The organism is Stenotrophomonas sp. LM091, assembly GCF_001806305.1.
In the GTDB taxonomy this organism is placed as follows: domain Bacteria; phylum Pseudomonadota; class Gammaproteobacteria; order Xanthomonadales; family Xanthomonadaceae; genus Stenotrophomonas; species Stenotrophomonas bentonitica_A.
Genome location: NZ_CP017483.1, coordinates 243,109 through 267,924, shown reverse-complemented (window position 1 = coordinate 267,924; position 24,816 = coordinate 243,109). Strand labels below are relative to the sequence as shown.

General features: G+C 68.1%; 21 protein-coding genes. 6 read left to right on the top strand and 15 right to left on the bottom strand.

Translation table 11 applies throughout. From position 1 onward, the window contains the following. The 11 genes from BIZ42_RS01135 to BIZ42_RS01085 all read right to left on the bottom strand — a co-directional run bounded on the left by BIZ42_RS01135 (position 1) and on the right by BIZ42_RS01085 (position 9,698). Positions 1 to 459: a DUF3613 domain-containing protein gene (locus tag BIZ42_RS01135; RefSeq protein WP_019185095.1), complete on the bottom strand. Its 459-nt coding sequence runs from the start codon at positions 457 to 459 to the stop codon at positions 1 to 3. Further along, positions 456 to 1,364, bottom strand: coding sequence for a hypothetical protein (locus tag BIZ42_RS01130; RefSeq protein ID WP_070425292.1), 909 nt, complete (start codon positions 1,362 to 1,364; stop codon positions 456 to 458). Before BIZ42_RS01130 ends, BIZ42_RS01135 begins: the two co-directional genes overlap by 4 nt. 5 nt (positions 1,365 to 1,369) lie before the next feature. Then, the gene (locus tag BIZ42_RS01125) at positions 1,370 to 2,320 is read right to left on the bottom strand and encodes a type II secretion system F family protein (protein WP_070425291.1); all 951 of its coding nucleotides are present in this window, start codon (positions 2,318 to 2,320) and stop codon (positions 1,370 to 1,372) included. A 30-nt stretch (positions 2,321 to 2,350) separates the two neighbouring features. Further along, positions 2,351 to 3,292 carry a type II secretion system F family protein gene (locus tag BIZ42_RS01120; protein ID WP_070425290.1) on the bottom strand — a complete coding sequence of 314 codons (942 nt, stop codon included), beginning with the start codon at positions 3,290 to 3,292 and terminating at the stop codon, positions 2,351 to 2,353. A gap of 2 nt (positions 3,293 to 3,294) precedes the next feature. Beyond that, positions 3,295 to 4,647: a CpaF family protein gene (locus BIZ42_RS01115; RefSeq protein WP_070425289.1), complete on the bottom strand. Its 1,353-nt coding sequence runs from the start codon at positions 4,645 to 4,647 to the stop codon at positions 3,295 to 3,297. Next, on the bottom strand, positions 4,632 to 5,909 hold the full coding sequence (locus BIZ42_RS01110) for a fimbrial protein (RefSeq protein ID WP_237393544.1): 1,278 nt from the start codon (positions 5,907 to 5,909) through the stop codon (positions 4,632 to 4,634). The genes BIZ42_RS01115 and BIZ42_RS01110 overlap by 16 nt, the downstream gene beginning before the upstream one ends. 25 nt (positions 5,910 to 5,934) lie before the next feature. Next, positions 5,935 to 7,302 carry a type II and III secretion system protein family protein gene (locus tag BIZ42_RS01105; RefSeq protein ID WP_070425288.1) on the bottom strand — a complete coding sequence of 456 codons (1,368 nt, stop codon included), beginning with the start codon at positions 7,300 to 7,302 and terminating at the stop codon, positions 5,935 to 5,937. Between the two features lie 19 nt (positions 7,303 to 7,321). Beyond that, entirely contained in the window at positions 7,322 to 8,359 is a 1,038-nt protein-coding gene (gene cpaB / locus BIZ42_RS01100) for a Flp pilus assembly protein CpaB (RefSeq protein WP_070425287.1), read from the bottom strand. Between the two features lie 19 nt (positions 8,360 to 8,378). After that, a complete protein-coding gene (locus tag BIZ42_RS01095) occupies positions 8,379 to 8,867 on the bottom strand; it encodes a pilus assembly protein TadE (protein ID WP_070425286.1) in 489 nt (162 codons plus the stop codon). Continuing rightward, a complete protein-coding gene (locus tag BIZ42_RS01090; protein ID WP_070425285.1) occupies positions 8,864 to 9,409 on the bottom strand; it encodes an A24 family peptidase in 546 nt (181 codons plus the stop codon). The genes BIZ42_RS01095 and BIZ42_RS01090 overlap by 4 nt, the downstream gene beginning before the upstream one ends. Before the next feature lie 100 nt (positions 9,410 to 9,509). Beyond that, positions 9,510 to 9,698, bottom strand: a complete 189-nt coding sequence (locus tag BIZ42_RS01085) for a Flp family type IVb pilin (protein WP_019184693.1) — start codon at positions 9,696 to 9,698, stop codon at positions 9,510 to 9,512. Between the two features lie 809 nt (positions 9,699 to 10,507). Here BIZ42_RS01085 and BIZ42_RS01080 point away from each other — a divergent pair. The 3 genes from BIZ42_RS01080 (at position 10,508) to BIZ42_RS01070 (ending at position 17,222) form a co-directional block, all read left to right on the top strand. Then, positions 10,508 to 11,497 (top strand): helix-turn-helix domain-containing protein, encoded by a 990-nt coding sequence (locus BIZ42_RS01080; protein WP_070425284.1) that lies wholly within the window; start codon positions 10,508 to 10,510, stop codon positions 11,495 to 11,497. Between the two features lie 212 nt (positions 11,498 to 11,709). Further along, positions 11,710 to 16,293 carry a YadA-like family protein gene (locus tag BIZ42_RS01075; protein ID WP_070425283.1) on the top strand — a complete coding sequence of 1,528 codons (4,584 nt, stop codon included), beginning with the start codon at positions 11,710 to 11,712 and terminating at the stop codon, positions 16,291 to 16,293. Positions 16,294 to 16,370: 77 nt separating this feature from the next. Continuing rightward, positions 16,371 to 17,222 (top strand): OmpA family protein, encoded by an 852-nt coding sequence (locus BIZ42_RS01070; protein WP_070427405.1) that lies wholly within the window; start codon positions 16,371 to 16,373, stop codon positions 17,220 to 17,222. 193 nt (positions 17,223 to 17,415) lie between these two features. Here the strand turns inward: BIZ42_RS01070 and BIZ42_RS01065 are convergent, their stop codons facing one another. From BIZ42_RS01065 to BIZ42_RS01055, 3 genes are all read right to left on the bottom strand, one after another. Further along, positions 17,416 to 17,994: a fasciclin domain-containing protein gene (locus BIZ42_RS01065; protein ID WP_019184689.1), complete on the bottom strand. Its 579-nt coding sequence runs from the start codon at positions 17,992 to 17,994 to the stop codon at positions 17,416 to 17,418. Positions 17,995 to 18,192: 198 nt separating this feature from the next. Further along, positions 18,193 to 19,071 carry a phosphatase PAP2 family protein gene (locus BIZ42_RS01060; RefSeq protein ID WP_083279753.1) on the bottom strand — a complete coding sequence of 293 codons (879 nt, stop codon included), beginning with the start codon at positions 19,069 to 19,071 and terminating at the stop codon, positions 18,193 to 18,195. 102 nt (positions 19,072 to 19,173) lie between these two features. Continuing rightward, a complete protein-coding gene (locus BIZ42_RS01055) occupies positions 19,174 to 20,832 on the bottom strand; it encodes an ATP-binding protein (RefSeq protein WP_156785662.1) in 1,659 nt (552 codons plus the stop codon). Between the two features lie 258 nt (positions 20,833 to 21,090). On the opposite strand from BIZ42_RS01055, the gene BIZ42_RS01050 reads away from it, so the two are divergent. The 3 genes from BIZ42_RS01050 (at position 21,091) to BIZ42_RS01040 (ending at position 23,459) form a co-directional block, all read left to right on the top strand. After that, a complete protein-coding gene (locus tag BIZ42_RS01050; RefSeq protein ID WP_070425281.1) occupies positions 21,091 to 22,062 on the top strand; it encodes an AraC family transcriptional regulator in 972 nt (323 codons plus the stop codon). 216 nt (positions 22,063 to 22,278) lie between these two features. Further along, the gene (locus tag BIZ42_RS01045) at positions 22,279 to 22,929 is read left to right on the top strand and encodes a response regulator transcription factor (RefSeq protein WP_070425280.1); all 651 of its coding nucleotides are present in this window, start codon (positions 22,279 to 22,281) and stop codon (positions 22,927 to 22,929) included. Positions 22,930 to 23,045: 116 nt separating this feature from the next. Further along, positions 23,046 to 23,459: a response regulator transcription factor gene (locus tag BIZ42_RS01040; protein ID WP_070425279.1), complete on the top strand. Its 414-nt coding sequence runs from the start codon at positions 23,046 to 23,048 to the stop codon at positions 23,457 to 23,459. A 13-nt stretch (positions 23,460 to 23,472) separates the two neighbouring features. On the opposite strand, the gene BIZ42_RS01035 is transcribed toward BIZ42_RS01040, so the two are convergent. Then, positions 23,473 to 24,645: a hypothetical protein gene (locus tag BIZ42_RS01035; RefSeq protein WP_070425278.1), complete on the bottom strand. Its 1,173-nt coding sequence runs from the start codon at positions 24,643 to 24,645 to the stop codon at positions 23,473 to 23,475. Positions 24,646 to 24,816 lie beyond the last annotated feature (171 nt).

The window sequence follows — 24,816 nt, the reverse complement described above, 5'->3', positions numbered from 1 at the left end:
TCAACCTCCGTCGTTGGAACCGCCTACGTCCTTTTTCACACTGGTCTTGAGGAACTCGGGAATCTCGTGCTCGAAGCTCTTGAGGTAGCGCGCATAGCTGGCCGCGGCCTGGTCACCCAGGATCGGCAGGCGCGCCCCCGCGTGGGTTCCCTGGGCCTGCATCCGCAGCAGATCACGGGTGGTCTGGCCTATCTCGCTGCGCGGCGCGGGTGCGGGAGGCATGTAGCGCCCGGGCGCGGCGTCGGTGTAAGCCGGCGCGCGATCGACGTAGGTCGGCACCGGTGCCGGGGTCTCTGGCGCCGGCAGCGTCGTAGTGGCGACCGGCGGGGCCTGCTGTCCGCCGAGCATCTGCCCGGTGAGCGGTGCCTGCTGCGCCATCGCGGGCAGCGCCACCACCATCAGCAGCCACGGCAGGCCAACGTGCAGGAACGTAACGGGCAGGCGACGCAACTGGTTCATGGCGTGGTCTCGCTGGCAGGAGTGGGCGTGCTGAAGCGCTCGAGCATCGACGGCGCCAGGCGCGCATCGGCACGCGTGCGGTGATCGGTATCGATGGCGACCCTGCGCTGCGCCGGGCGCCCGGCAGCGGCGCGTGGTGCAGCCGTGGCGCCGCTACCGTGCGCGGCGGCCGCCGTGGCGACGCTGGCGGGTGCACGCTGCACCGACGGCGCCGGGGCCGCCTGCTGGCGCAGCTGGTCCGCCAGCCGGCGGACTTCGGCCTGCGCGCTGTCGGTCAGGCGCGCGTTGCGCATGATGGTGTCGGCCATGTCGTTCTGGCCGCGCAGCAGCGCCCAGACCGCCAGGTTGGCGTTGGCCTTGGCACTGCCGGGCGATAGTTCGGCGGCCTTGGCCAGCGGTTCCTGCGCGCGGGTCCAGTCGCCGGCGCGCAACCGGGCGAAGCCCAGATCGCCGAGGTAGCCGGTGTTCAACGGCTGCAACTGCACGGCCTTCGCCAATGCCTGCTCGGCACGTGCCGCGTCGCCATCGCGGGCGGCGATCAGGCCGAGTCCGTGCCACGCCGCGGCCGCCTGCGGGCCGCTGGTCAGGCTGCCGTACATGGCCAGTGCCGCCTCGCGCTGGCCGGTTTCGCGCAGTGCATCGGCATTCAACAGGCGCAGTTGGGGACTGTCGCCATAGCGTTGGCGATACGCCTCCACGTGCGCCAGCGAGGCGTAGTACGCGCCCTGCTGCTGCATCTTGGAGATCAGCTCGAGGTAAAGCTGTTTGTCGTCCTGCGGGGCCACCTCGGGCGAGGCCAGTGCCATCGGATCCTGTCGGTAACCGTTGCGCACGTTCGAACAGGCCGCGCAGAGGGCAGTTGCGGCGAGCAGCAGGCAAAGGCGGGAAAGCACGGCGTGGTGCATGGCGTTCAATCCAGTTTGGTCAGGGCGGAGGCGAGGGCGATGATGGCCGGGCCGGCCAGCACCAGCATCAGCGCCGGCAACAACGTCAACATCATCACCACGGTCATCTTTACCGAGAGCTTGCCGACCTTCTCCTTGAGGGTGGAACGGCGCTGTTCGCGCAGGCGGATGCTGAACTGGCGCAGCGGCTCCTGCACCGCTCCACCATGTGCGTGGACCTGCAGGATCAGCTGCACCAGGCTGCGCAGGTCTTCGTCGTCGAACGACTCGCCCAGCCGGCGCAGCGACTGCTCGCGGCTGCGCCCGTGCATGTAGGCGATGTTGGCCTGGTGGATCTCGCGGCCGAGGACCGGGATCGCGTTGCGCAGTTTGTCGCCCAGGGTCTGCAGGCTCTGGTCCATGCTGAAGCCGACGCCCTGCAGCAGGCGCAGCAGGTCGATCAGCAGCGGCAATTCCGCCGAGACCTGCTTGCGCAGGCGCATCGCCCACGCACGCAGGGCGAACTTCGGCAACAGGATGCCGAAGGCCAGCGCGCCGAAGATCACCATCGCGCGGCTGAAGCCGGTGCTGTGGTTGAAGGCCAGCAGCAGGACCAGCGTGGCCACGGCGATCAGCAGCCGAAGGGCAAGGAAGATCGCGGTGCCGGCGTTTGTGTTCCAGCCGGCCTGGTCGAGCAGCAACCGGTCTTCCGGTGCCAGCAGGGCGGCTTCGATGCGGCCACCATTGAAACGCTGGCCGAGCGCGGCGACCGCGGCGAGCCAGCGCTGGCGCAGGCTGACCGGCGGCTGCTGTGCCGGGGCAGGGGCGCCGGCGGCATCGCGCGGCCGCAGGGCGGCCTGCAGGGCGTCCTGGTGGCGTTGCTCGCGCCCGCTCAGCACCCAGCCGCGCAGCCCGAGCAGGCCCACGCCGGCGGCGAGGACCAGCAACGTAGCGATCCACCAGCCGTTACTGCTCATGCGGACTCCCGGTGGAAGAAGGGCGGGCGCTCATATCGACTTGGCCAGCCGGTACAGCAGGAAGCCACCGATCAGTTCCAGCCCCAGCGCCCACAGCAGCAGCTTGTGGCCGAGCGGCTCCTGGATGATCGGCTGGAAGAAGTCCGGGCTGGTGATCGCCATCAGCACCGCGCTGATCGGCGGCAGCAGGCCGAGCACCCAGGCCGACATGCGGGTCTCGGAGGTGGTGGCCATCAGCTCCTGCTGCGCCTGGTCCAGGTCGCGCATGAAGTCGGCCATGCGCTGCAGGATCTGGTCGGCGCGGCCGCCGATGCGGACACTCACGCCGAGCACCACCGACAGCACGTTCAGGGCTTCCAGCCGATAGGGCTGGGCGGCCTGTGCCAGGGCGCGGTCCAGGTCCAGGCCGCTGCGGGTGTAGGACACGGTGGCGTCGAGCAGGCCCCGCAGCGGCATCGGCATCTGCGCGGCCGAGGTCTGGAAGGCCATCTGCAGGCTGTTGCCGAGGCCGGCCAGGCGCACCAGATTGTCGAGGAAGTCCGGCAGTTGGCGCAGCAGCTTGGCCTGCAGCCGGGTGATCCGCCGTGATACCCAGAACCAGGCCGCCAGCGCACTGAGCACCAGTACGATCGGCGCGGCCCACACCGTGCCAAGCCGCGCACTGGCGATCCAGGCCAGCAGTGCCGCAGCGGCGATGATCATCAGTGGCACCCGCCAGCCGGTGGGAAGCGCGGCGCGCCGCATCAGCGCGTCCCAGGGCAGGCCGGCGGGGGCACTGGTGACCGGCATCGGCGGGGGCGGGGCGTCGCTGATGCCGGCCAGGCGCGGGGCGGCGTCCGGTCGCGCCAGCCGCTGTTCGGCGTGCTGCAGTGACAGCCGGCGCTGCTCGCGCGCGGCCGCGCCGCCCCACAGCTCTACGGCCAGCGCCACCAGTATCAGCGCCGCACTGCACAGGAGCAGGACGAAGGCCATCCTCAGAAGCCTCCGCCCAGTGCTTCGCGCAGCTGCCGCCGGAACGGTTCGAGCTTGTGCGAATGGGGCTGGAAGCCGAGCCCGACCCAGCGGTCGTACTCCTTGCCGTCGCCATCGATCTGCACCTCGTGGCGGAACATCTCCTGGGTGGCGATCATGTTGTCGGTGACGCCGGTGATTTCCGTGATCGAGACCAGCACGCGACGGCCGCTGCCCAGCCGCGAGATCTGCACGATGAAGTCGATGGCGCTGGCGATCTGCCGGCGCAGGCTGTCTTCGCTGCCCTGGAACCCGGCAAAACCCGCCAGCATCTCGATGCGGTACAGGCAATCGCGCGGCGAGTTGGCGTGGATGGTGGCCATCGAGCCGTCATGGCCGGTGTTCATCGCCTGCAGCATTTCCAGCACTTCGGCGCCACGTACCTCGCCAACCACGATGCGGTCCGGGCGCATGCGCAGGCTGTTGCGGACCAGGTCGCGGATGCTGATCGCGCCGTTGCCGTCCGCACCGCCGATACGGCTCTCCAGACGCACGACATGCGGGTGGTTGAGCGAGAGCTCGGCGGTGTCTTCGACGGTGATCACGCGCTCGTTGGCGGGAATGTAGTTGGCCAGGGCATTGAGCAGCGAGGTCTTGCCCGAGCTGGTGCCGCCGGAGACCAGGATGTTGCAGCGGCCCAGCACCATGGCATGCAGGAGCGCCTGCATCGGCCGATCGAACGTCCCCATGCGCAGCAGCTCGTCCGGGGTGAACGGATCCTTGCGGAACTTCCGGATCGAGACCATCGGCCCATCCACGGCCAACGGCGAGATGATGGCGTTGAGGCGCCCGCCGTTGGGCAGCCGCGCATCCACCATCGGGTTGGATTCATCCAGGCGGCGGCCGAGCGGGGCCAGGATCCGGCGCAGGATGCGCAGCAGGTGGCTGTCATCGCTGAAGCGCTGCGGCGCCCGCTTGAGCATGCCGCCCTGGGAGACGTGGATGTCCTTGTAGCCGTTGATCAGGATGTCCTCGATCTCCGGGTCATGCAGCAGATCGTCAAGAGGGCCGAAGCCGGTCAGCTCTTTCACCAGTGCATTGGCGACGATGTCCTTCTCGGCCTCGTTGATCGGAATCCGCCACTCGTGCACGAAGCCGGCGGTCTGCGCGTGCACGTAGCGCGACACGGTGTCCGGTGCCCACGCGTCGATATCGATGCGCTCGTCCTCGATGCTGTTGAGCAGGTGCTCGTGCGCGGCGATCAGCACCTTCTGGTACTGCTCGGTCTGCTCGAACGGCTGCACGCCATGCTCGGCATCGGCACCGGGTTCGGCGCGGGCGGTGGTGGACGGAAACGGAGTCACTTTGTCTTCCATGGGGAACCACTCAGGCGAAGGGCGAGGTGTTCCCGCCAGCCCCTGGCCGGCGCGGGGGCCGTCGGATCCAGGTGCGACAACAGCGGGGCAAGGGCACGCACATACGGATCACGCGGCGCGTCCTGCAGCAGCAGGCGGCCATGGCTGGCACTGGAACGCAGTGTGGGCCGATCGGGCAGCACTGCCAACAGGGGCAGTTCGAAGCGTGTCGCGATCTGCGCCGGGCTCAGGCCGCTGGCATCGTCATGGCGGTTGATGATCAGCTGCAGCCGGGCATCGCGTGCGCCCACCTGGGCCAGGTGGCGAAGCATCTGGTCCAGCGAGACCAGGGTGCCGATGGACTGATCGGCGATCAGCCAGAGTTCGTCGGCACTGTTGAGCAGGGACACCGGCAACTGGCGCAGCGGCACGCCGCCCAGGTCGCACAGGACGGTGTGGAAGACGCTGCGCAGGCGCTGCATCAACATGCCAGGGTCGGGCAATGCGGTGCCTTCCATGCCGGGTGGCTGGCCGAGCAGGGTGACGCCGGCTGGATGGTGGGCCATCGCGGTGCGCGCCAGCGTGGCATCGATGCGTGCGGCATTGCGCAGCGCATCGTCGAAATGGAAAGTGGGGTCGACGTTGAGGTAGAGCGACAGGTCGCCGGTGGGTTGGCCCAGGTCCAGCAGTAGCGTACCGGCATCGGCCGGTGCCGCATCGCCGGCCGCTGACGGGTTGGACAGCGCGGCCTGGCCGGCGAGGACGCCCAGATGCGCGGCCAGGGTACTGCTGCCCACGCCGGGGCGGACGCCCAGCAGCAGCACCATGCGTGCGCGCGCCGGTGGCGCCACCGCAACGCTGCTGCGGCCCTGCGCGGCGAGCGCGGCAGCGCGACGGAGCACTGCTTCCATGTCCTGTGGTGCGCTGTCCAGATCGAGCAGATCGCGCAGGCCGGCGCGCAACGCAGCGACCACGCCGTCCATGTGATCGGCGTGGGTGGAGCCGATCGCCACCAGCGGCAGCTCCGGGGCCTGGGCCTGCAGCTGCCGGGTCAGGGCCGCGGAGAAGGCGGCGTTCTCGTGCCGGTAGTCCAGCAGCACCACGCAGCCGGTGTCGCGCAGCGGTTCCAGCGCCGAGGCCGGCGCTGCGCTGTCCAGCCACTGCACCGTGCCCAGCGACGGCAACAAGGCCGACAGCAGGGTGGCCAGTTCGCGGTCCGGCGCAAACAGCACGAGCTTCATTGAAGCATCCCGTGGTTGGACCAGCTGCAGGGTGGCGGACATGGCGGGAAGGTTCCTGGCATTGGGCTCAGCGCGAGAATCCGGGCAGTTGGTCCGACGATGCCGGGCTCAACAGCCAGGCGCCCCAGACCGGCAGGTTCGGCGATGCCTCGCGCTGGCCCGGCAGCGGCACCTCGGTGCCCTGGGCCAACGGCTGCACCAGCCGCGGGGTGACGATGATGACCAGCTCCTTTTCTTCCTTCTTGTAATTGAGGGTGCGGAAGAACGACCCGATGATCGGCAGATCGCCGAGCAGGGGCACCTTGTCCACGTTGGAGCTGACGTTGTTGCTGACCAGCCCGCCGATCACGAAGGTTTCCCCGTCACCCAGCTCGACCGTGGTGTCGGCGCGGCGGGTGGTGATCGACGGCACCTGCACATCGTTGTAGGTGATGCCGGCGGCGTAGTTCAGGTCGCTCGCTTCCGGCGCCACCTTGAGTGCGATGCGGTTCGGGCCGAGCACGGTGGGGGTGACGGTCAGGCCAATGCCGAACGGCTTGAAGGTGACCGTCGTGGTGCCCAGCCCCTGTGGTTCCAGGATCGGCAGCTCACCGCCGGCCAGGAAGCTGGCGCTCTGTCCGGACAACGCAACCAGGGTGGGTTCGGCCAGGACGCGGGCCATGCCGTTGCTCTGCAGCAGGTCGATGTTGGCGTCCCAGCCATGGGTGAGGGATTTGAACACCAGCCCGAAGGCCGACGACAGCGGGTTGGTGATGATGACGTCGTCGGGCCCCGCCGATTCGCCCGCCGGCAGCACGCCGGGCAGGGTCGCGCCGGGGCGCGTGATGCCGTAATAGAAGCCGTTGTTGCGGTTGAAGTTCTTGTTGCCGAAGCTCATGCCGATCTGGCGCAGCACCGACTTGTTGAACTCGACGATCTTCACCTCGACCTGGACCACGCCACCCGTGGCGATGGTGGAGATATCGGCCAGCTGGCCCTCTTTGCCCACGGCCATCGCCGCGGCCTTGACACTGTTCTGGTGGTCCAGCAACGAAGGGCTCAGGCCCTGCAGCAGGCCCTGGCCGTCCTGCACGACCAGCCCGGTGCCACCGCCCTGGGTGGTCAACGCACCCTGCACGGCACTGCGCACCTCCACCTGCAGCCGTTCCGGCTCGCGATTGCCGTTGCGCCACAGCAGCAGCGTCGTGTTGCCGGGTGCCTTGCCGACCAGCAGTGCCTCGCGGCCACGCAGCATCACCACGTCGGCCACGCTGGGGTCGGCGATGGCGACCCGTTCCAGGTTGGCCGGCAACGACCACGGTCGCTGCTCACGCGTCTGCAGTACCAGCTCTGCGTCGGCACTGGCCAGCAACGGGCTGCCGATCAGCACGCCAGCCAGCAGGCAGCGTGGCAGGGCGTGGCAAAGGCGGCGCGTGAGGGTGGGGCGTTCGGTCATGGGCTGTCTCGGCATGGGCTTAACGCGACCCGCTGTGGGAGGAAATGTCGCCACGGATGATTTCAATCCCGCGGTCCGGGCGCGGTGCCGCGCGCCGCGGTGCGCTGCCGGGAACGGGCAGTGCCGCGGTGGAACTGCGCCCGCGTCCGGCCAGGGCGTCGGTGTCGATGCCGGCGTAGGCATCGTTTTCCGGGCGCTGCAGGGCGAGGCGCTCCTCGGCGGACAGCTCGCGGCGCGGGCTGAGCACGCGGCCGGGCGTCGGGAACAAGCCCTGGTCCGGCAGCGCGATGTCGGCCGGGTTGCGCAACGCCAGGAACAGCTTTCCCTGTTGGGCGCCGAGCAGCAGCCGGTTCGCCTCGGCGACCGGCACCGCCAGCACCGCGCTGCGTGCCGGTGGCGTGGTTCCACCATTGCGTGATGCGCCGGCCGACGCGTTTGCGCCAGTGATGTCCTGTGCGCGGCTGTCGGCGGGCGCAGGCGCGCTGCCATCGGCGGGCACGCTGGCCACGCTCTGCAGATCATCGGCGCCATAACTGAGCACGCGCAGCCGCGACAACAGCAGCCGTGTCTGCGCGTCACCGTCGTCGCGCAACCCGCCCGACGCGCGCAGGTTGAGGAACACATCGACGAAATCGCCCGGCTGGATGCGATTGCCTGCAGCCACCAGTTCGTCCACCGGCACCGCGAGTGCGCGCTCGCCGGGATTCAGGCGCAGCGAAAAGCCCTGTGCGATCTGCGCGGTCTGGATCTGGGTGCCGGCCGGGATATCCTGGGTCGGTACCGCGCCGACCAGTGCGTTGATCGAGGTGTAGGCGCCCACCGGGCGTTGCGGATGGCCGGCGATGCGCAGGTCCTCGGCCGTGATCGGTCGCCCGGCCGGCAAGGCGCCGGCCGCCTCGACCACCGGCCAGGTGGCAGGTTGAGCGGGAGCAGTGGCGGTCGCCGGCGTGGCCGGCGGCGCCTCGCTGGCGCGGCGGCTCACGCCGAAGGCGACAATGGCCAGGATCACCGCCAGGCCGATCAACAGGATCGCGGCGATGCGGGTCAACTTGAGCATGCGGTTCTCCGGAGGGTCATCAGTTGCCGCCGAGGTCGAGTTGGGCGACCGCGGTGCTGCGCAGCGCCCTTGGCATTACCCAGCCGTACACGCGCCCCGTGCCGGGCAGGAAGGGGTGGGCGCGGTAGTCGTAGCTCACCTCCACGCGGATGCATTGCGCGGCCGGCAGGTCGGCGCAGGGCGCGGGCGTGGAGACGGTGATCGGGGGCGCGCCAGCCGCAGCGCAATCGGGCGTCTGCCTGGCGTACGTGAGCAGCCACTGCATGGAGCGTCGCGCGGCCACGCAGGCGGCGGTACGGCGTTCGGTCGGCGTGGCATGGCGGAACGCAGCGCGTGCGCCTTCCGCAGACGCTGCCGACAGCGTCTGCTGCGCGGCCATGATCATCACGCCCGAATAGGTGATCAGCAGCAGCGGCAACAGGCCGAACAGCAGCATGAGCGCGAATTCGAGGGTCGCGATGCCGTGTTGGCGCGTCGGGCGGCCGAGGTGGCCGGCGGTGATGCTCATGCGGCACCTCCGGATGGCTGTTGCAGGACCCACCACATACTGGCGAAGGCCAGGTAGGCCGCATAGGGAATGCCGACCCGGCCCTGGCGCGCCTGCCGCCACTGCGCGATCACCGGCTGCAGGCGGCGCGAGACCGCATTGTCCGTCTCGGGGCGCGGACCGGAATGGGACAACGCAGGCGCGATGCGCCGCGCGACGATCACGCATGTGGCATGTGCACCGGCGAGCAGGCTGGCGATGATCCAGATCGGAAGCAATGGAGCCGCGCCAAGCAGCAGGCCGAGCACGGCGAAATACTTCACATCACCGGCACCCATCCAGCCGATGGCATAGAACGGCAGCAGCGACAGCAATCCCAGTACGAAGCCGAGCAGGTGCGTGCCCGGAAATCCGCGGTCGGCCATCCACCACTGCCACGCCAGCGCGACCAGCGCCACGCCCGTGGCCAACAGCAACCCGCGATTGGACACCCGTCGGGCGTACAGGTCATGGATGGCGACCTGTACGCCCAGCAGCAATGCCACCAGGGGAAGGAGTTCCATATGCGTTATGTCCCCCGAATCGATCGTACGACGCACTTGCGTGCCATGCCGTCGCCGCGGGGAGAGCCGGGCGACAGCGCAGGCAGTCAACGACAGTCGATCAGGCCGCCGCTGCGGTTGCGTCGTCGACCACTTCACCCAGCTTGGTGAACAGATTCTCGAAGAATCCGGTGATCTGGTCTTTACCCACCGCCACCAGGATGCCCGCGATCACGGCAGCCAGCAGGCCGTACTCGAGCGCGGTCACGCCATCTTCTTCAACGAGGAACTTGCGAACGGATGCATTCATGACGGTTTCTCCATTTCCCAATCAGAGCCCGAACGGGCGGATACAGCCCCTGGTACCGATGGTGTTGCCTGGCTCCGCCAGGACCTCCATCCCGACCGCGCGTCCTGCGCGGTGCGGCCCTTGCAGGCCTGCGCTATCGACCGGGCCAAGCCCGGCGACGTCATTGGAGGCGGATCGCGCTGGACAGTGCGGTCATTGCCGCCAAACCGCGGCATCGGCAATGAGGGCAGTGCGTACGAAGATTGCTGTCCATGGCGTTCCCCTTGTCTTTCAATCGCCGCGTCGGTATCGCCGCGCGTCCTGAATACGATGCTCGACGAATCACGTGGGATCCAATACACAAAATCGGCAGGTGCGGTTTCAACTTTAGAAACTTCGCACTGCAAGACCGCCGTGCATGAGCCTGATGTAATGGCGGCAAAGTGAAGCGCGGGTAGAGATTATGTGAGGGCGACGTGATGTCAATTAATTGACAGTATCCCAGCGCGCTTGAACGTTGGGTTTCAACGGATCCGGACACATTTGTGATGGCGATTATGATTCTGTTTACCTGGCGTCCAGTTCGGGCATACTTGCCAAAAATGCGCATCGAAAGCTTCGCCGACAATCGCTGCCGCATCGGCTGAATGATCTAGCTGCGATCAGTGAGCGATTTAGCTGCAGTCACGAACGATGGGTTGGGCGGGCTGGCGGGCATCGCCACGGCGGGTTGGCCGTAACAGAATGCGCAGCAGCAAACGCAGGAGTGCGCACCCGGTGGCCATGCGGCGCAGGCACCGGGTAACCAGGCCAAAGGGGGCATCACTGTCATGGTAGATGGTGTGGCGGAAGACCAGATCGACAGCGGGCTGCGGGCATTCGACCTGGCCTCGCTCAGCGGTGTGCTGCGCGTGTGCGATCTGGAGATGGTGCTGCTCGATGGCAACGGCCCGCGTGCCGCGATCGAATCGCAGGTGCACGACGAGGCATTGTTCTGCACCGCGGTGAGCGGGTTTCATTTCCGCGGTCGTTTCATGCTGCCCCAGGACTGGTGCCTGCTCGGCTTGATCCACGCCACCGATGAGAACGTCAGCTGGTGCCATGGCATGCCGCTGGCCGCCGGGATGGCGTTGACCGTGCTGCCGGAGGGCATCAGCGAGTTCACGCTCAGCGCCGGCACCCACCTGACGTTGCTGCTTGCGCCGATGCAGCGCGTGCAGCGCAAGCTGACCGAGCTGAGCCTGCGCAGCACCTTGCCCTCGGGCCAGGCCCTGTCCCTGTTCCAGGCCGGCGCGGGCAGCAACGCAGCGCGACTGGTGCAACGCTACGGTGAGGTCCAGCAGACACTTCTTGGACAGGGCGCGGCGCTGCCGGCCGACGCCGTGGACACCTTGCTGCACGACCATATCCAGGCGCTGTTGGGCGCCGGCAGCGATGACCATCCCACCTGCAGCCGGGGCCGGCGCACGCATTATCTGATCGCCCAGCGCGCCGAGAATTTCATGCGGCTCAATCTGCGTCGTTATATCTATATGAATGAAATCTGTGACGCGGCCGGGGTCAGCGAGCGCGCGTTGCGGTATGCCTTCGAAGACCTGTTCGGTACTTCGCCCAACCGTTATCTCTCGATGCTGCGCCTGTGCGCGGCATGCCGCGGCCTGTCGATGGCCGATGCCAGCCGCAAGTCGGTCAAGGCGATCGCATTGAGTTGCGGGCTATGGGACCTGTCGCGGTTTGCCGATAATTATCGCCGGGTATTCGGCGAGCTCCCCCGCGATACGCTGATGCGCGCACCGGCGCAGATGGGCAGCCCGGCCTGACCGGAAACGCGATCCGTCCGTCTGCCCTGCACATATTCGGCAAGCTGCCGAAATTGTCCATGCCGCTGCCGGTTTTCCCCGTCTTCTTGCCGGAACGCACGCTTGCGCTGCCGGAATGAAGTGCTCGCGGTTTGACCCCTCGACTGTAATGACATCCACGTGCCGTCAGGCACCGGTGATGTTCAACGCGTCCGTACACGGGGGAATACCTGATGAACCGTATCTTTCGATTGGTGTGGAGCCACCGGCTGAATGCCCTGGTGGTCGTGTCCGAAATCGCCACCGCTCGCGGCAGCCTGGCCGCCGGACCGGTGATGGTGCACCTGAAGGTGCCGATGTCGGTGCTCTCGCTGGGTCTGTCGCTGGCGCTGTGCACGGGCAGTGCATGGGCAGGCGAGAACCAGACACTCACCGACCTGCAGGCACTGGCCGCCAAGTACACCGCGCCGTTGCCGGTGAAGCTCGATGCAGAAGTGGCGCTGGCGGCGGCCGCACGTGATCGTGGCACCACGCCACTGTTGAGCGTGGATGCCAACGTCAACCTCAACCTGGGTGCACAGGCGGCCCACGGTCGGCCGGCACTGCAGGTGCAGACCGCCGCACAGTTGAGTGCGGAGCTGCCCCGGCGCATCGCCGCGCCAACCGCACAGGTGGCGGCGTTGGCCGACCTGGGTCTTGCAGGCGGCACCGGCAACGGAGCAGCACTGAATGCACACGCCGCCGTCGACGCCGTGGCCACGCTGGCACCGTCGGCAGCAGCGGTGCAGGTGCCGGTCAAGGCGGATGCGCGACTGACTGCCGCCACTGAGGGCAGGTTGGCCGTGAGGGCCGATGCAAACGCGGCAGCGAACGTGGCCGTTGCGGCTGCGCCGGCCCCGCTCAAGGCGGCGCTGGACACCAAGGTCGATGCGGCTGCCCAGGCGCGCCTTGCCGCCGCCGAGGTGCAGGCCAAGGCGGCATTGATCGCCGAGGCCACGGTCACGCCTGATGCCCCGGACGCGGTGCAGGCGTCGCTGGCCAGCAATGTCGCCGGTGGTGTGCGCGTGGATGCACTGGGCCACGTGGTCGATGCGGCCGATCGCAATCCCAAGCTGGTCGATGCCGGCGTCAGCGCCGTGCAGACCAGTTCGATGGCGCTGGCACCGAACGGGCTGGGCAACGCACTGGGAGGGTTGTTGAACGGTGTCGGTGGTGCGGTCGGCGGCCTGCTTGATGGCGTCGGCACGACGGTGGGGGCGATCACGACGCCCGTGCTCGGTGCGGTCGGCGCGGTCACCACGCCGATACTGGGTACCGTGTTCCCGGCACCGACGTCGCTGCCGCCGGGCAGCCCGAAGGGACCGGCCCCGGCCGATCCGAACGCCGGCCTGATCATCGGTACCGGTGGCCTGGTGGGCTCGCTATCGCAGCTGGTCGGCCCCACCGCGCAGGGTCTGCTGGGTGGCGACGGCTACGTGCGCAATGGCAACCTGGCGGTCAGCAGCGCCAACGTGATGCAGACCTACTCGGTCACCAACGTGCTGGGCCTGCCGGTGGTCAACCTGAGCCCGGTCGGCACGCTGCTCGATGGGCTGGGCAACGCCAGCACCGGGGGCAGCTCGCACCTGACCCTGATCGGCGGCGTCACCTCCGACAGCTACATCTACAACATCAACAACGGCGATCCCAATGGCCTGCTCGGCCTGGTGTTGCCGGACGGGTCGCCGGCATGGTCGAACAAGTGCCTCAACCTGCTGGTGGCCAGCGTGGACTGCTGGGCGGTCAATGCCGCGCAGGATTACCAAGTGCTGGTTGGCGACGGGGCGTTTGCCAATGGCTCCAAGGAAGTGGTGATCGGCGCCAACGCACGCCATGAGCTGCCGCGGCAGGACGCCAACATCGCGTTCCCGGGCGCCGGGCTCAACGATCCGACCGACCCCACCGGCGTACCGACCGCCGACTACGCCGCGCGCATGGGCCACTCGGTGGTCGTCGGCGACAGCGCGAAGGGCACGGCCAACGGCCAGACCATCCTCGGTGCGGAGGCCACCTCCACCCAGGCCAACAGCGTTGCGTTGGGCTACCGCTCCGCCGCCAACCGCGGTGCGCAGGCCAGCTACAGTGCCTACGGGCTGAGCGCGCCGCAGGTATCGGCGGGTGAAGTCTCGGTCGGCTTCGCCGGTGGCGAGCGCCAGATCAGCAACGTGGCCGCCGGCAGTGCCGCCACCGATGCGGTCAACGTCGCCCAGCTGCAGGGCGCGATCTCGCAGATCGACGCGGTCGGCACGCTGGCGGTGACCTACGACGACGATGGTGCAGGCGGTGCCAACTACCGCCGGGTGACACTGGGCGCCGGCACCGGCACCAGCACCATTGCCAACCTCGCCGATGGCGCGGTGAACGCGACCAGCACCGAGGCGGTCAATGGCGCCCAGCTGTTCGACACCAACAGTGCGATCGTGGACTACTTCGGCGGCGTCACCGCCTTCGATCCCGCCACCGGTGCGTGGACCGCACCGAGCTTCCAGATCTCCACGATCTCCAGCGACGGCGCAGTGGCCCAGGGCGTGTACGACAACACCAGCGACGCCTTCTCCGCCGTCGATGGCTCGCTGGTCAATCTCAACACGCAGATCACCGACATCCGCAACGGGGTCGGCAGCCGCTACCTGAAAATCAATTCCACCGGTGCAGAGGCCGCCGCTGCCGGCCTGGACAGCATCGCCGTCGGTATGGGGGCCTCGGCCACGGCGGCCAACAGCATCGCCGTGGGTGCCGGCGCGGTGGCCGACCGCGCGGACACGGTCTCCGTCGGTGCAGCCGGCGCGGAGCGCCAGGTGGTGAACGTGGCGGCCGGTACCCAGGCCACCGATGCCGTCAATCTGGGCCAGCTGGAAGCCTCCGAACAGGGCGCGCTGCGTTACGACCTCAACCCGGATGGCAGCGTGAACTACGCCAGCGCCACGCTGGGGAACGGCGGCGGTGCGACCACGCTGAGCAACCTCGCCGCTGGCAGCGTCACGGCCGGCAGCAGCGAGGCGATCAACGGGGCCCAGCTGTTCGCCGCCAACCAGGCCGTGGCCACCCACCTCGGCGGTGGGGCGGCGCTGGACGCCACCGGCATGGTCAGCGCGCCGACCTACACGATCAACAACGTCGCCAGCGATGGCCAGGTCACCGCCGGCAGCTATGACAACGTCGGCAGTGCCTTCGATGCGGTCAGCACCTCGCTGGCCAACGTCGCCGACCAGACCGACACCGTGGACCGCCTGGCGGTGAAGTACGACGCCGATGCCAGCGGCAATGCCACCAACACCATCACCCTGGCCGGCGACGCCAGTGGCGCGGCGGTCGCACTGACCAACCTGGCCGAGGGTCGCGTGCTGGCCGGCAGCCAGGATGCGGTCAATGGCAACCAGCTGTTCCAGACCAACAATGCGCTGGTGGGGTACTTCGGCGGCACCACCAACTTCGACGGCAACACCGGGATCTGGACGGCACCGACCTTCCGCATCTCCTCCATCGCCACCGACGGCAGTGTCATCGCCAACGATTACAGCGATGTCACCGTGGCCTTCTCGGCGGTGGATGCCTCGCTGACCAACCTCAACACCCGCATCGACCAGATCCAGCCGGGTGGCAACAGCCAGTACGTGCAGGTGAACTCGACCAAGGGCGCGGCCACTGCGGGCGGTGCCGACAGCATCGCGATCGGGCCGCTGGCCAGCGCCGCCGGAAGCGGCAGTGCGGCCATCGGTGACGGCGCCAGCGCCAGTGCGGACAACAGCGTTGCGCTCGGCGCCGGCTCGGTCGCCAGCGTGGGGGCACAGGCGGGGTACACCGGTGCCTACGGCCAGACCGGGGCGAGCAGTTCGGTGGGCGAAGTGGCCGTCGGCAGTACCGGGGCCGAGCGCAAGGTCACCCATGTGGCCGATGGTTCCGAGCGCTACGACGCGGTCAATGTCGGCCAGCTGCAGAACGGCGTGAACTACGCGATCAACGAGTCCAAGGCCTACACGGATACGCAGATCAACAACATCAACAACGGTACCTCCGGCATGTTCCAGGTCAACAATTCGCAGAACCTGGCTGCGCCCTCGGCCTCCGGCGACAACGCCGTGGCCGGTGGTGCCGGCGCCGCTGCCGCGGGCGACAACGCCACCGCGCTGGGCAACGGGGCCAGTGCGCAGGGCAGCAACAGTGTCGCCCTGGGTGCCGGCTCGGTGGCCAACCGCGCCAACACGGTCTCGGTGGGCAGCAGCGGGGCGGAGCGCCAGATCGCCAACGTCGCCGACGGCAGCGACGCCACCGACGCGGTCAATGTCCGCCAGCTGCAGGCCTCGCAGCAGGGCACGATCCGTTACGACTCCAACGTCAACGGCACCACCAACCTCAACAGCGTGACCCTGGGCAGCACCGCCACCGGACCGACCACGGTGCGCAATGTCGCCGCCGGTACCGCCGGGACCGACGCGGTCAACGTGGACCAGCTGCGCAGCGGCATGGCCCAGACCCTGGACTGGTCCAAGGCCTATACCGACGAGCGCATGGACTCGTTCGACCGCAATCTGCAGAAGACCGACAACCGTGCCTCGGCCGGTGTGGCCTCGGCGATGGCGGTGGCGGCGCTGCCGCAGCCGTATGAGGCCGGCCGCAGCATGGCTTCGCTGGCCGCAGGCAGCTTCAACGGTGAATCCGGCGTGGCCGTGGGCATCTCGGGGGTCTCCGAGGGCGGCCGCTGGATCTACAAGTTCAGCGGTTCGACCAACAGCCGCGGCGATGGTGGTGTCGCGGTAGGTGCCGGCATCCAGTGGTGACCGCGTCCGGTGCCGGTCATCGACCGGCACCGGGCCATCGGTCCGCACACAACGTACACAGGGGGAACACCATGTCCATGCAGCCCACATCCATTACCCAACTGCCGCTGCTGCGCTCGCTGGGCCTGAGCCTGGCAGCGCTGCTGCTGGGCGCCTGCGCCAGCCACGGCGGGCAACGCGCCACGCCACCGGACAGCGTCGCCGACGCCGAGCCGACGAACTTTCCCGATCCCCGCAAAGCCACGCTGAAGGAGGGTCTGTTCGTGGACGTCGACAACCTGCGCCTGTTCGCCCGTGGCATGAGCAAACGTCAGCTCTATGCACTGCTCGGCACCCCGCACTTCGGCGAGGGCATGTGGGGCGTGCACGAATGGAACTACCTGTTCAACTTCCGCAGTACACCGGGGGGCGACTACTTCACCTGCCAGTTCAAGGTCGACTTCGACGGCAAGGGCATCGCCCAGGCGGCGCACTGGAAGCCCCAGGCCTGTGCGGCCGTGCTTGATCCGCCGCGTCCGCCGGCACCGCCGGCACCTGCGCCTGCGCCGATGCCGAGCGAACCGCTGCGGCTGGCCGCCGATGCGATGTTCGCCTTCGACAGCGCCATGCTCACACCCGAAGGGCGTCGCAACGTCGATACCCTCCTGCAGCAGGTCCGCGATGCCAGCCGGGTGCAGACCATCCAGGTAATCGGCTACACGGACCGGATCGGCAGTGATCGCTACAACCTGGTGTTGTCCCAGCGGCGCGCCGAGGCGGTGCGCGATGCCCTGATTGCCGGCGGGGTGCCGGCGGGCGCGATCATCGCCGAAGGGCGGGGCAAGGCCGATCCACTCGTTCAGTGCGCGCAGGCGCAGCGCAAGGCGTTGATCGTATGCCTGGCGCCCAACCGGCGCGTCGAGCTGTCCGGCAAAGCGTTACCACGCTGAGCAGCCAAGGTCGCATCGCGCTGAATCGCATACCCCGCCGGCGCACGCATGCGCCGGTGAGGGACCGTCTTGACCTGGCGCGCCGTCCGCGCAGCGTGATGTCTCCCCCGTCATCGTTCTGAAGACGCCGCGCCAGGTCATCTCTTCCAGCCACCCGGGGCGGCCGCAGGCGAACTGCGGCCGCCTTGTCCGGTTACGGCATCAGCACCTTGTCGATCACGTGGATCACCCCATTGCTCTGCTTGACGTCGGCAATGGTGACATGGGCCACCTGGCCCTTGCTGTCGGTCACGGTGATGCCCTTGCCGACCACGCGGGCCGTCAGTGCCTCGCCTTCAACCGTGGTCAGGCTGGCCTTGCCGCCACCCTGTTTGATCCTGGCCATCAGGTCGGTGCTGGTGACCGCGCCCGGGACCACGTGGTACGTCAGGATCCGGGTCAGGTCTGCCTTCTTCTCGGGCTTGAGCAGCCCCTCCACGGTGCCCTTCGGCAGCGCCGAGAATGCCGCGTTGGTCGGTGCGAACACGGTGAACGGGCCAGCGCCCTTCAGCGTATCCACCAGGCCTGCCGCTTTGACCGCTGCCACCAGGGTGGTGTGGTCCTTGGAATTGACGGCGTTGTCGATGATGTCCTTGTTGGCATACATCGCCGCGCCGCCCACCATCGGATTGCTGTGTGCCGCCATGGGCGCGGCCGGTGCCTGCGCGAAGACGAGCGGAGACGTGGCAGCGAGACAACCGATCAGTACGAGGCCTGCGAACTGGATCTTCATGACCAAACTCCCAAATGGATGCGCCGGTGTGACGCACCATCAGGTACGGCGGGAGTGGCGGGGCGGATGCAGTCCCACGACATCTTTTTTGCAGGCGTAAGCCTTACGTGACGGGCGTGTGCAGCCCATGCGAGGCGGCTGGCCAGGTGACGCTGGCAAGGCTTGCGGTCGCCGCGTCTGCGTGGCCCTCGTCGGGGCCTACAGCACCCCGGGTATCCGGATGGCCAGCGCGGCCTTCTCGGCCTCACAGCCCGTGGGCTGCACACCGTGGCCACGAAGCGACTGGATCTCCGTGCGGGCCATTGCCATGTCGCGGCTGAAGTCGGCGTTGGCGTGCAGCTTGGCCAGTGCACCGGCGGCGATGGCACGGCCTTCCAGCACGTCGCTCTGCCAGTGCGCATTGCAGATCAGCCGGTTCTCGCCAAAGGCACGGCCGCGCGCGAGCAGCGCATCGGCCTGGTCCGGGCTGAGCTCGGTCAGCAGCAATGCCCAGGTCCAGCTGATCGCGGTATGTCCGGACGGGTAGGAGCCGTCGCCGCGCAGCGCAGCCTCGTCGGCCGGGGCGCAGGTGCCTTCTTTGTGGAAGACGAACGGCCGCACCCGCTTGTAGTGATCCTTGGCCGCATAGGTCGCCAGCCCGGCGTCCACCAGGGTCCGCTGCAGCAGCAGGTACAGCGTCGGCGTCGCCTGCTGGCTGACCGGTACCCCGAGTGCGCAGGAGAAGGTGTTGGCGACCTGCGGAAAGCGCAGGTCCGAATCGGTGGTTGCCAGGGCATAGCGCGGGCTCGAACGCAGTTGTTGCGCCGCGCGGTGGATCGCCTGGTCCTGCGCGAAGGCGGCCGAGCCCTTGGCCGGGGGCGGCGGCAGCAGGGCAAGGCTGTCGGGCAGGGCCCGGCCCAGATAGCCCGCTGGCACGCCGGGGCGCAGTTCCGGCACCGGCGCGGGCGCGGGCGCGACGACGCTGCCGGGTGCAGGGGGCGGTGCAGGCGCAGTGGACAGCGGCGGCGCCGAGCTGCAGGCGGTCAGCAGCGACGCCACGATCAACAAGGACGCGACCTGACGGCGCGGGTGGAGCATGGCCTTCCTGTGCATGTCGTTCTCCGCAGGGGCTGTCGCGCCACTGTGTACGGCGGCCGTGCAAGGCACAACCGCCTTTCTACGCGCGCACGGCCAGTAGTTCTACGGGCGCCCGGCGTGTGCCGCCGCGAGGTCCTGCGCGGCGTCACCCATCGGGAAGCGGACCTCGATGCGGGTACCACCGAGTGGGCTCGGACCGACCTTCAGGCTGCCACCCAGCAGGCGCGCCCGCTCTTCCATGCTGATCATGCCCAGGCCGGGGGAGGGGGATGGCACCGTCTGGCCCGCCATGCCGACGCCATCGTCGTCCACCTGCAACACCATCTGGCCGCCGCGGATGCCGACCAGGACATGCGCGTTGGCCGCGTGCGCATGCTTGTCCACGTTGTTGACCGCCTCCTGCACGATCCGGAACAGGCTCAGTTCGTGGTCATCGCTGAGACGCGGAGGATTCTCGATGCGGCAACGCACCCGCAGGGCGCCGCGCGCGTTGCGCTTGATGCAGAACGCATCCAGTGCGCTGGCCAGGCCGGTGAAACGCAGGATGCTCGGGTGCAGCTCATGGGAGATCGATCGGATGTCGTTGGAGACGATCAGCAGCTGCTCCTGCAGTTCGACCACGGCGTGGCGTTCTGCCTCTGGAATCTGATTGCGCAGCGCGCTCAGGCAGATCGAAATCGCGGCCAGCGACTGGTTGACGTCGTCGTGCAGGTCGCGCGCGATGCGGGTGCGCTCTTCCTCCTGCACCACCAGCATCCGCCCGGTCAGCTCGCCCAACCGCCGATAGGCCTGCTGCAGGTTGAGGTGGTTGGAGAGTTTCTGTTCGGACAACGCGCCCAGGAACAACAGTGCGCACCCGGTGCACAGCGTCCACACCTGTGCGGTGATGAGGTCGCGGTCCGGTGTCCAGTACGCGAACGGACCCACGCCTTCCATGCTCAGCTGCATGCCGAGCAGCGCCACGATCAGCATGCCGATGCTGGCACCGGCAACGCCGAACACGATCAACGCCCAGACCAGCAGCGGGATGGGTGCCAGTACCAGCAGCGGCGTGATCACGCCATCGGACCAGTTCACGCCCCAGACAATGCCGAGCCCGCCGAGCAGGGTGATGGCGATGATCACCGGCTGCCACTGCCACCCATGCCGGCGCTCCGGGCGCTGCACGATGCGCGCCAGATTGACGATGGGGGGCACGATCAACAGATAGCTGACACTGCTGCACAACACCAGGGTGAGCAGTGCACCCGGCGCCATGCCCTGCGGCCCGCCGGCGAACAGCAGCGACTGCCACCATGCACACGCGATCGGCAGCAGCACGCAACCCAGCAGCACGAACAGGCCGATCTCCCGGTAGCCCTCCAGCGGTGCCCGGGCGCCCCGCCAGCGCAGCAGCAGCCACGCCACGGCAACCACCGAGGCGAATTCGGCCGCGCTGGCAAGCAGCCGTGGCAAGACCACGAACGGCACCAGAACAAACGCCAGCACGGTACCGGCCAAGGCCGACAACACACAGGTCCGCCACGCCGCGCGAGGGGTGAACAGCAACCAGCCCAGCAGCAGCGGGCCGGGAATCCAGAGGACATGCAACCGGAAACCCGGCATCTGGGCCAGCGTCGGCAACAGCTGCCCCAGCAGGCAACCCAGTGCCAGCGGCAGCACCTGGGTGAGCGATGCGCGAAGATCGCGTGACGGGGGCGTGGAGGGCGAGGCGCGAGCGGGATCGTCCGGTGGGATGCCGGGGTCGAGGTACACGGACACGGGTTGTTTCACGCTCGCAATCGCTGGCACGGGTACCTCGGGTAGGCGTGAACAGGCTTCGGTTCGTTGGCCTCGCTGGCACCGCTGCGCGGCGGTGGCACACGTGCGCCGGCCTCGATGTGATGCATTTCACGCTTGTGGGCCCCCTGAGCGATCACCGCTTGTCGATGTGTCGCTTCCACCCCACAATCGCGCCGATGTAAGCAGGTTGCCCACTCGCGCGCTATCCGAATTCCGACGTGTTCCGAGGGAGCTGGCATGGACGAACCGATGGCCCCTTACACCCGCTTCGTGGTCGACGGCTTCGACGCCGATGCGCTGCTTGGCGTGGTGCGCGATACCCGCTTCGAGCAGCGTCTGCTGGCGGCGGGGCACTTCCGCGCGTGCCTGCAGCGGCTGGTGTTTCCGAAATTCAGCCTGGACAGCGGCGCGTACACGCTGCCGATTTTCGCCAGCGGCAGCTTCGCGCAGGGCATGATCGCGCTGGCCCTGGCGATCTCCTGCGAGCGACCGATGTGGGCCAATGGGCGATTGGTCGAGGTCGGGCAGGTCATGGTGTTTGCCGAAGACAGCGAGCTCAACGTCCGCCCCAGTCCTGGCGGCTGGCAATGGGCAGTGCTGCTGATCCCGCGCGAGGTCCTGCAGCGTGAGGCGGTGCTGCGGGTCGGGCGGGAACTGCGGTTGCCACGCACGGGCTGGCAGACGCGGCCCGCACCGCCGCCAGCGGCTGAGGGAGTGCGCCATGCGGTGTTCAAGGCACTGGAAGCCGCGGCCGCCTGGGAAGGCGTGATCACGCCGGCGCAGATGGCCGCGCAGGCATCGCTGTTGCTGGGGGCGTTCGTGGAGGCGGTCAGTGCCGGCGATGCGGGCCCGGCCCGGCGGCTGGATGGCTGGGGATCGGCCCGCCATCGCGATGCACTGGTACGGCGCCCGGAGGACTACCTCAAGGCCCACCTGGAGCGCCCCTTCGACAGCCGCGCCCTGGCATTGGCGCTGGGGGTAGGGGAACGCCAGATCGAGCGGTTGTTTCGTGACGCATACGGGCACGGTCCCTGCCACTGGCATCAGCTGGCACGCCTGAATCGTGCGCGGACGGCGCTGCTGCACGCTGACGAGCGCGGCACGGTGACCGACATCGCCTTGCGCTTCGGGTTTTCCCACCTCGGCCGGTTCTCGATCCTGTACCGGCATGTCTTCGGGGAATGTCCCAAGGACACGCTGCGCGGCTGAATCGCGATGCCGGCGCAAACGCCGCACTGCATGGCCCAACATGACGGATTCAGACTTGTTCGCGTCACGATGCCATCACAAGGCGTCTCGCATTTTCAACGCGCTGCAGGGGGAAGCTGATCGCGTGATCAACGCGATCCGGTTATGGATTCAGCAGTGAGGCGGCCGCACCGGCAGTTCAATCAGGGGAAGATTGATGTCAACGGAGAAAATGCAATGGGCATTTCGTGTGCGCAGTTGATGGAGGTTCCATTCCGGAAGGTCGTGGTTGCCGACGACCACATGCTGGTCGCGCAGGGCATAGAACGCCTGCTCATGGAGTGCTTCGCGTCGATCGAACTGGTGTCCTCCGGCGAAGAGCTGCTGGACGCGCTGCACCGCGAAGCACCCGATGTCGTTGTGTCGGACATCAGCATGCCCGGGCTCAGTGGCATCGACGTGATGCGCCAGGTGCGCAGCGAGGGCTGCAGGACGCCGTTCGTGTTCCTGACCATGCACGATGAATCGAGCATGGCGGCCGAGGCGATTCGTGCCGGCGCACAGGGGTACATCCTGAAAAGCTCGGCCGGCGATGAGCTGGTGCGGGCCATCAATGGGGTCATGGACGGGCAGACCTACGTGACCCCCACGCTGGCGGCCAGCGCGGTCCTGTGCGCCGGGCGGTGCCAGTATGTGCTGACCGAAAAACAGCTGCGGATCCTGGAGTACGTCGCGCGGGGCCTGCGTTCCAAGCAGATCGCCTATGAGCTGGGCGTCTCGGTGCGCACGATCGAGTCGCACAAGTACGCGATCATGCAGGAGCTGGGCGTCCACGGCACGCTCGAGCTGGTGCGCAAGGCCGAGCAGGAAGGCCTCATCCGTCACTAGGAACACGCGGGCGTGGTCGGGCAAGTAGTTTTACTTGCCCGGCCACGGTTGTTTTCCCCTTGTCGCCCGCGCAACCCCCCCCGCACCATGGCACAGGCGTCCAACGGGCGAGTGCGATGAATCCGGTTCGTGTGTTGCTGGCCGAAGACGGGTGTGCCATGGGGCGCCAGCTTCGTGGGCTGCTGTCCCAGCAATACCAGGTGATCGGCCTGGTGCAGGACGGGGCTTCGCTGGTCCAGGCCGCGCAGAGCATGCTGCCTGATGTCGTGGTGACCGATATCGCCATGCCCGAGATGGATGGGCTGGAGGCGGTCCGTCGTCTGCGCCTGCAGCGCCCGGTACTGGGCGTGGTCTTCATCACCGTGCATGCCGATCCGCAGATGGTGACCCGCGCGATGGCGCTGGGACCCTGCAGCTATGTGCTCAAATCCGACGCAGGGGACGATCTGGTGTCGGCGGTGGGCGCTGCGCTGAAGGGCGATAGGTTCGTCTCGCGCTCCCTGCGCGGCCTGCGCCGCGACGGCCGCTGAGTTCGGCCGGGAATCACACCAGGATGCCGATCAGCTTCTGTGCCAGCTCGTCCACGGACATGGCCAGCAGTACCAGCGGCAGCAGCGGCACGATGGCATGCAGCGCGATCCAGAGCAGGTTCCAGCGTGTCAGCGGCAGCACCGACATGCTGCTCAGCCCTTTGTAGACGCCACTGAAATCGGCGAAGGCCGAGGCATCGCCATGGTCGAGCAGGGTGTCGGCGGCGGTGGCGTCCTGCACCGTGCGCTGCCAGCGCTGATCGAAGACCGCCGCGGCCCGGTTGCCCAGCGCATCGAAGCGGTACAGCGCGTGGCGTTTGGCGCGCAGCATCATCGGCATCAACAGCAGCAGCGGCGCGGCCAGCAGCAGGGTCGCGCCGATCACATACCCGGCCAGCAGATGACGCAGGCCATACAGGCTCCCGCCCAGATACTGCATGTGGTTGAAGCAGGCGCCGGCCAGCAGCACGCCGCCGGCCAGCGCAAGAATGGCGAAGCGCTCCTGTGCCATGCCCAGGAAACCCAGCCCGCCCGCGCCGTCCGGATGCTCGGCATGCAGCACCAGGCCGGCGCGTGGCAGCCGCCACAGCAGGCAGGTCCACAGCACGAAGCGCCACAGCCACAGCAGTGCCACCAGGCGGAACAGCGGCACGCCGACCCATTCGTACCAGCGCCCGGCGGCGGTCAGGCTGCCCTGGTCCAGCCGCCAGTCGGCGATGCCGGGAAGCAGGCTTACCGTATCGCTGCCGAACAGCAGCGGCGCCCAGGCGATCACCACGCACAGCGCTTCGGGCAGCCAACTGTCGCGCCAGCGCCGCACCCTGGCCAACAGCGCGTCGAGCGATTGCGGGTGATGCGGGTGGACCAGGCTGGCGTGGGTCAGCTGGCGCAGGGCATTGCGCAGCAGTGCATCCGATCGGGGCGCGGCGAGCACCAGCAATGGCACGGCAAGCAGCAGGCGGGCCAGCGTGGCGTAGTCGTCCAGCAGCGACATCGACGGCGGCGCGGGCCACAGCGTACCGGCATGGGCGGCCAACAGCAGCATCGGCCCGAACGTGACCACGACGATACCCAGCGCGATCCACAGCGACAGCCGCGAGGTGCCGTGCAGCGCGCCGCTGGCATGCAGCAGCCGGTGCACCAGCCCACCGCGCATCAGCGAATAGGGGTCCTGGTCCTTGCGCATCGGATGGCTGACCGGGCAGTGGAGGAGGGGGCGCACAGCGTCGCAGCGCGCTGGCACGGAGCATACCGCCGCCACCGTGGGCCGCGGGCGCAGTAAAAATACTGTGGTGCATGCAGTACTAACTCGATTGTGCGGCCTGCGCCGTCCGCCCAAGCTGGAGCCCTGACCCAA

Excerpts from the sequence above, each read along its gene's own strand:
- BIZ42_RS01085 (WP_019184693.1), bottom strand. The coding sequence starts at position 9,698 with ATGAATGCATCCGTTCGCAAGTTCCTCGTTGAAGAAGATGGCGTGACC.
- BIZ42_RS01105 (WP_070425288.1), bottom strand. The coding sequence starts at position 7,302 with ATGACCGAACGCCCCACCCTCACGCGCCGCCTTTGCCACGCCCTGCCA.
- BIZ42_RS01070 (WP_070427405.1), top strand. The coding sequence starts at position 16,371 with ATGCAGCCCACATCCATTACCCAACTGCCGCTGCTGCGCTCGCTGGGC.
- BIZ42_RS01095 (WP_070425286.1), bottom strand. The coding sequence starts at position 8,867 with ATGAGCATCACCGCCGGCCACCTCGGCCGCCCGACGCGCCAACACGGC.
- cpaB (WP_070425287.1), bottom strand. The coding sequence starts at position 8,359 with ATGCTCAAGTTGACCCGCATCGCCGCGATCCTGTTGATCGGCCTGGCG.
- BIZ42_RS01075 (WP_070425283.1), top strand. The coding sequence starts at position 11,710 with ATGAACCGTATCTTTCGATTGGTGTGGAGCCACCGGCTGAATGCCCTG.
- BIZ42_RS01040 (WP_070425279.1), top strand. The coding sequence starts at position 23,046 with ATGAATCCGGTTCGTGTGTTGCTGGCCGAAGACGGGTGTGCCATGGGG.
- BIZ42_RS01120 (WP_070425290.1), bottom strand. The coding sequence starts at position 3,292 with ATGGCCTTCGTCCTGCTCCTGTGCAGTGCGGCGCTGATACTGGTGGCG.
- BIZ42_RS01130 (WP_070425292.1), bottom strand. The coding sequence starts at position 1,364 with ATGCACCACGCCGTGCTTTCCCGCCTTTGCCTGCTGCTCGCCGCAACT.
- BIZ42_RS01065 (WP_019184689.1), bottom strand. The coding sequence starts at position 17,994 with ATGAAGATCCAGTTCGCAGGCCTCGTACTGATCGGTTGTCTCGCTGCC.
- BIZ42_RS01125 (WP_070425291.1), bottom strand. The coding sequence starts at position 2,320 with ATGAGCAGTAACGGCTGGTGGATCGCTACGTTGCTGGTCCTCGCCGCC.
- BIZ42_RS01115 (WP_070425289.1), bottom strand. The coding sequence starts at position 4,647 with ATGGAAGACAAAGTGACTCCGTTTCCGTCCACCACCGCCCGCGCCGAA.
- BIZ42_RS01060 (WP_083279753.1), bottom strand. The coding sequence starts at position 19,071 with ATGCTCCACCCGCGCCGTCAGGTCGCGTCCTTGTTGATCGTGGCGTCG.
- BIZ42_RS01045 (WP_070425280.1), top strand. The coding sequence starts at position 22,279 with ATGGGCATTTCGTGTGCGCAGTTGATGGAGGTTCCATTCCGGAAGGTC.
- BIZ42_RS01080 (WP_070425284.1), top strand. The coding sequence starts at position 10,508 with ATGGTAGATGGTGTGGCGGAAGACCAGATCGACAGCGGGCTGCGGGCA.
- BIZ42_RS01135 (WP_019185095.1), bottom strand. The coding sequence starts at position 459 with ATGAACCAGTTGCGTCGCCTGCCCGTTACGTTCCTGCACGTTGGCCTG.
- BIZ42_RS01035 (WP_070425278.1), bottom strand. The coding sequence starts at position 24,645 with ATGCGCAAGGACCAGGACCCCTATTCGCTGATGCGCGGTGGGCTGGTG.
- BIZ42_RS01110 (WP_237393544.1), bottom strand. The coding sequence starts at position 5,909 with ATGTCCGCCACCCTGCAGCTGGTCCAACCACGGGATGCTTCAATGAAG.
- BIZ42_RS01050 (WP_070425281.1), top strand. The coding sequence starts at position 21,091 with ATGGACGAACCGATGGCCCCTTACACCCGCTTCGTGGTCGACGGCTTC.
- BIZ42_RS01090 (WP_070425285.1), bottom strand. The coding sequence starts at position 9,409 with ATGGAACTCCTTCCCCTGGTGGCATTGCTGCTGGGCGTACAGGTCGCC.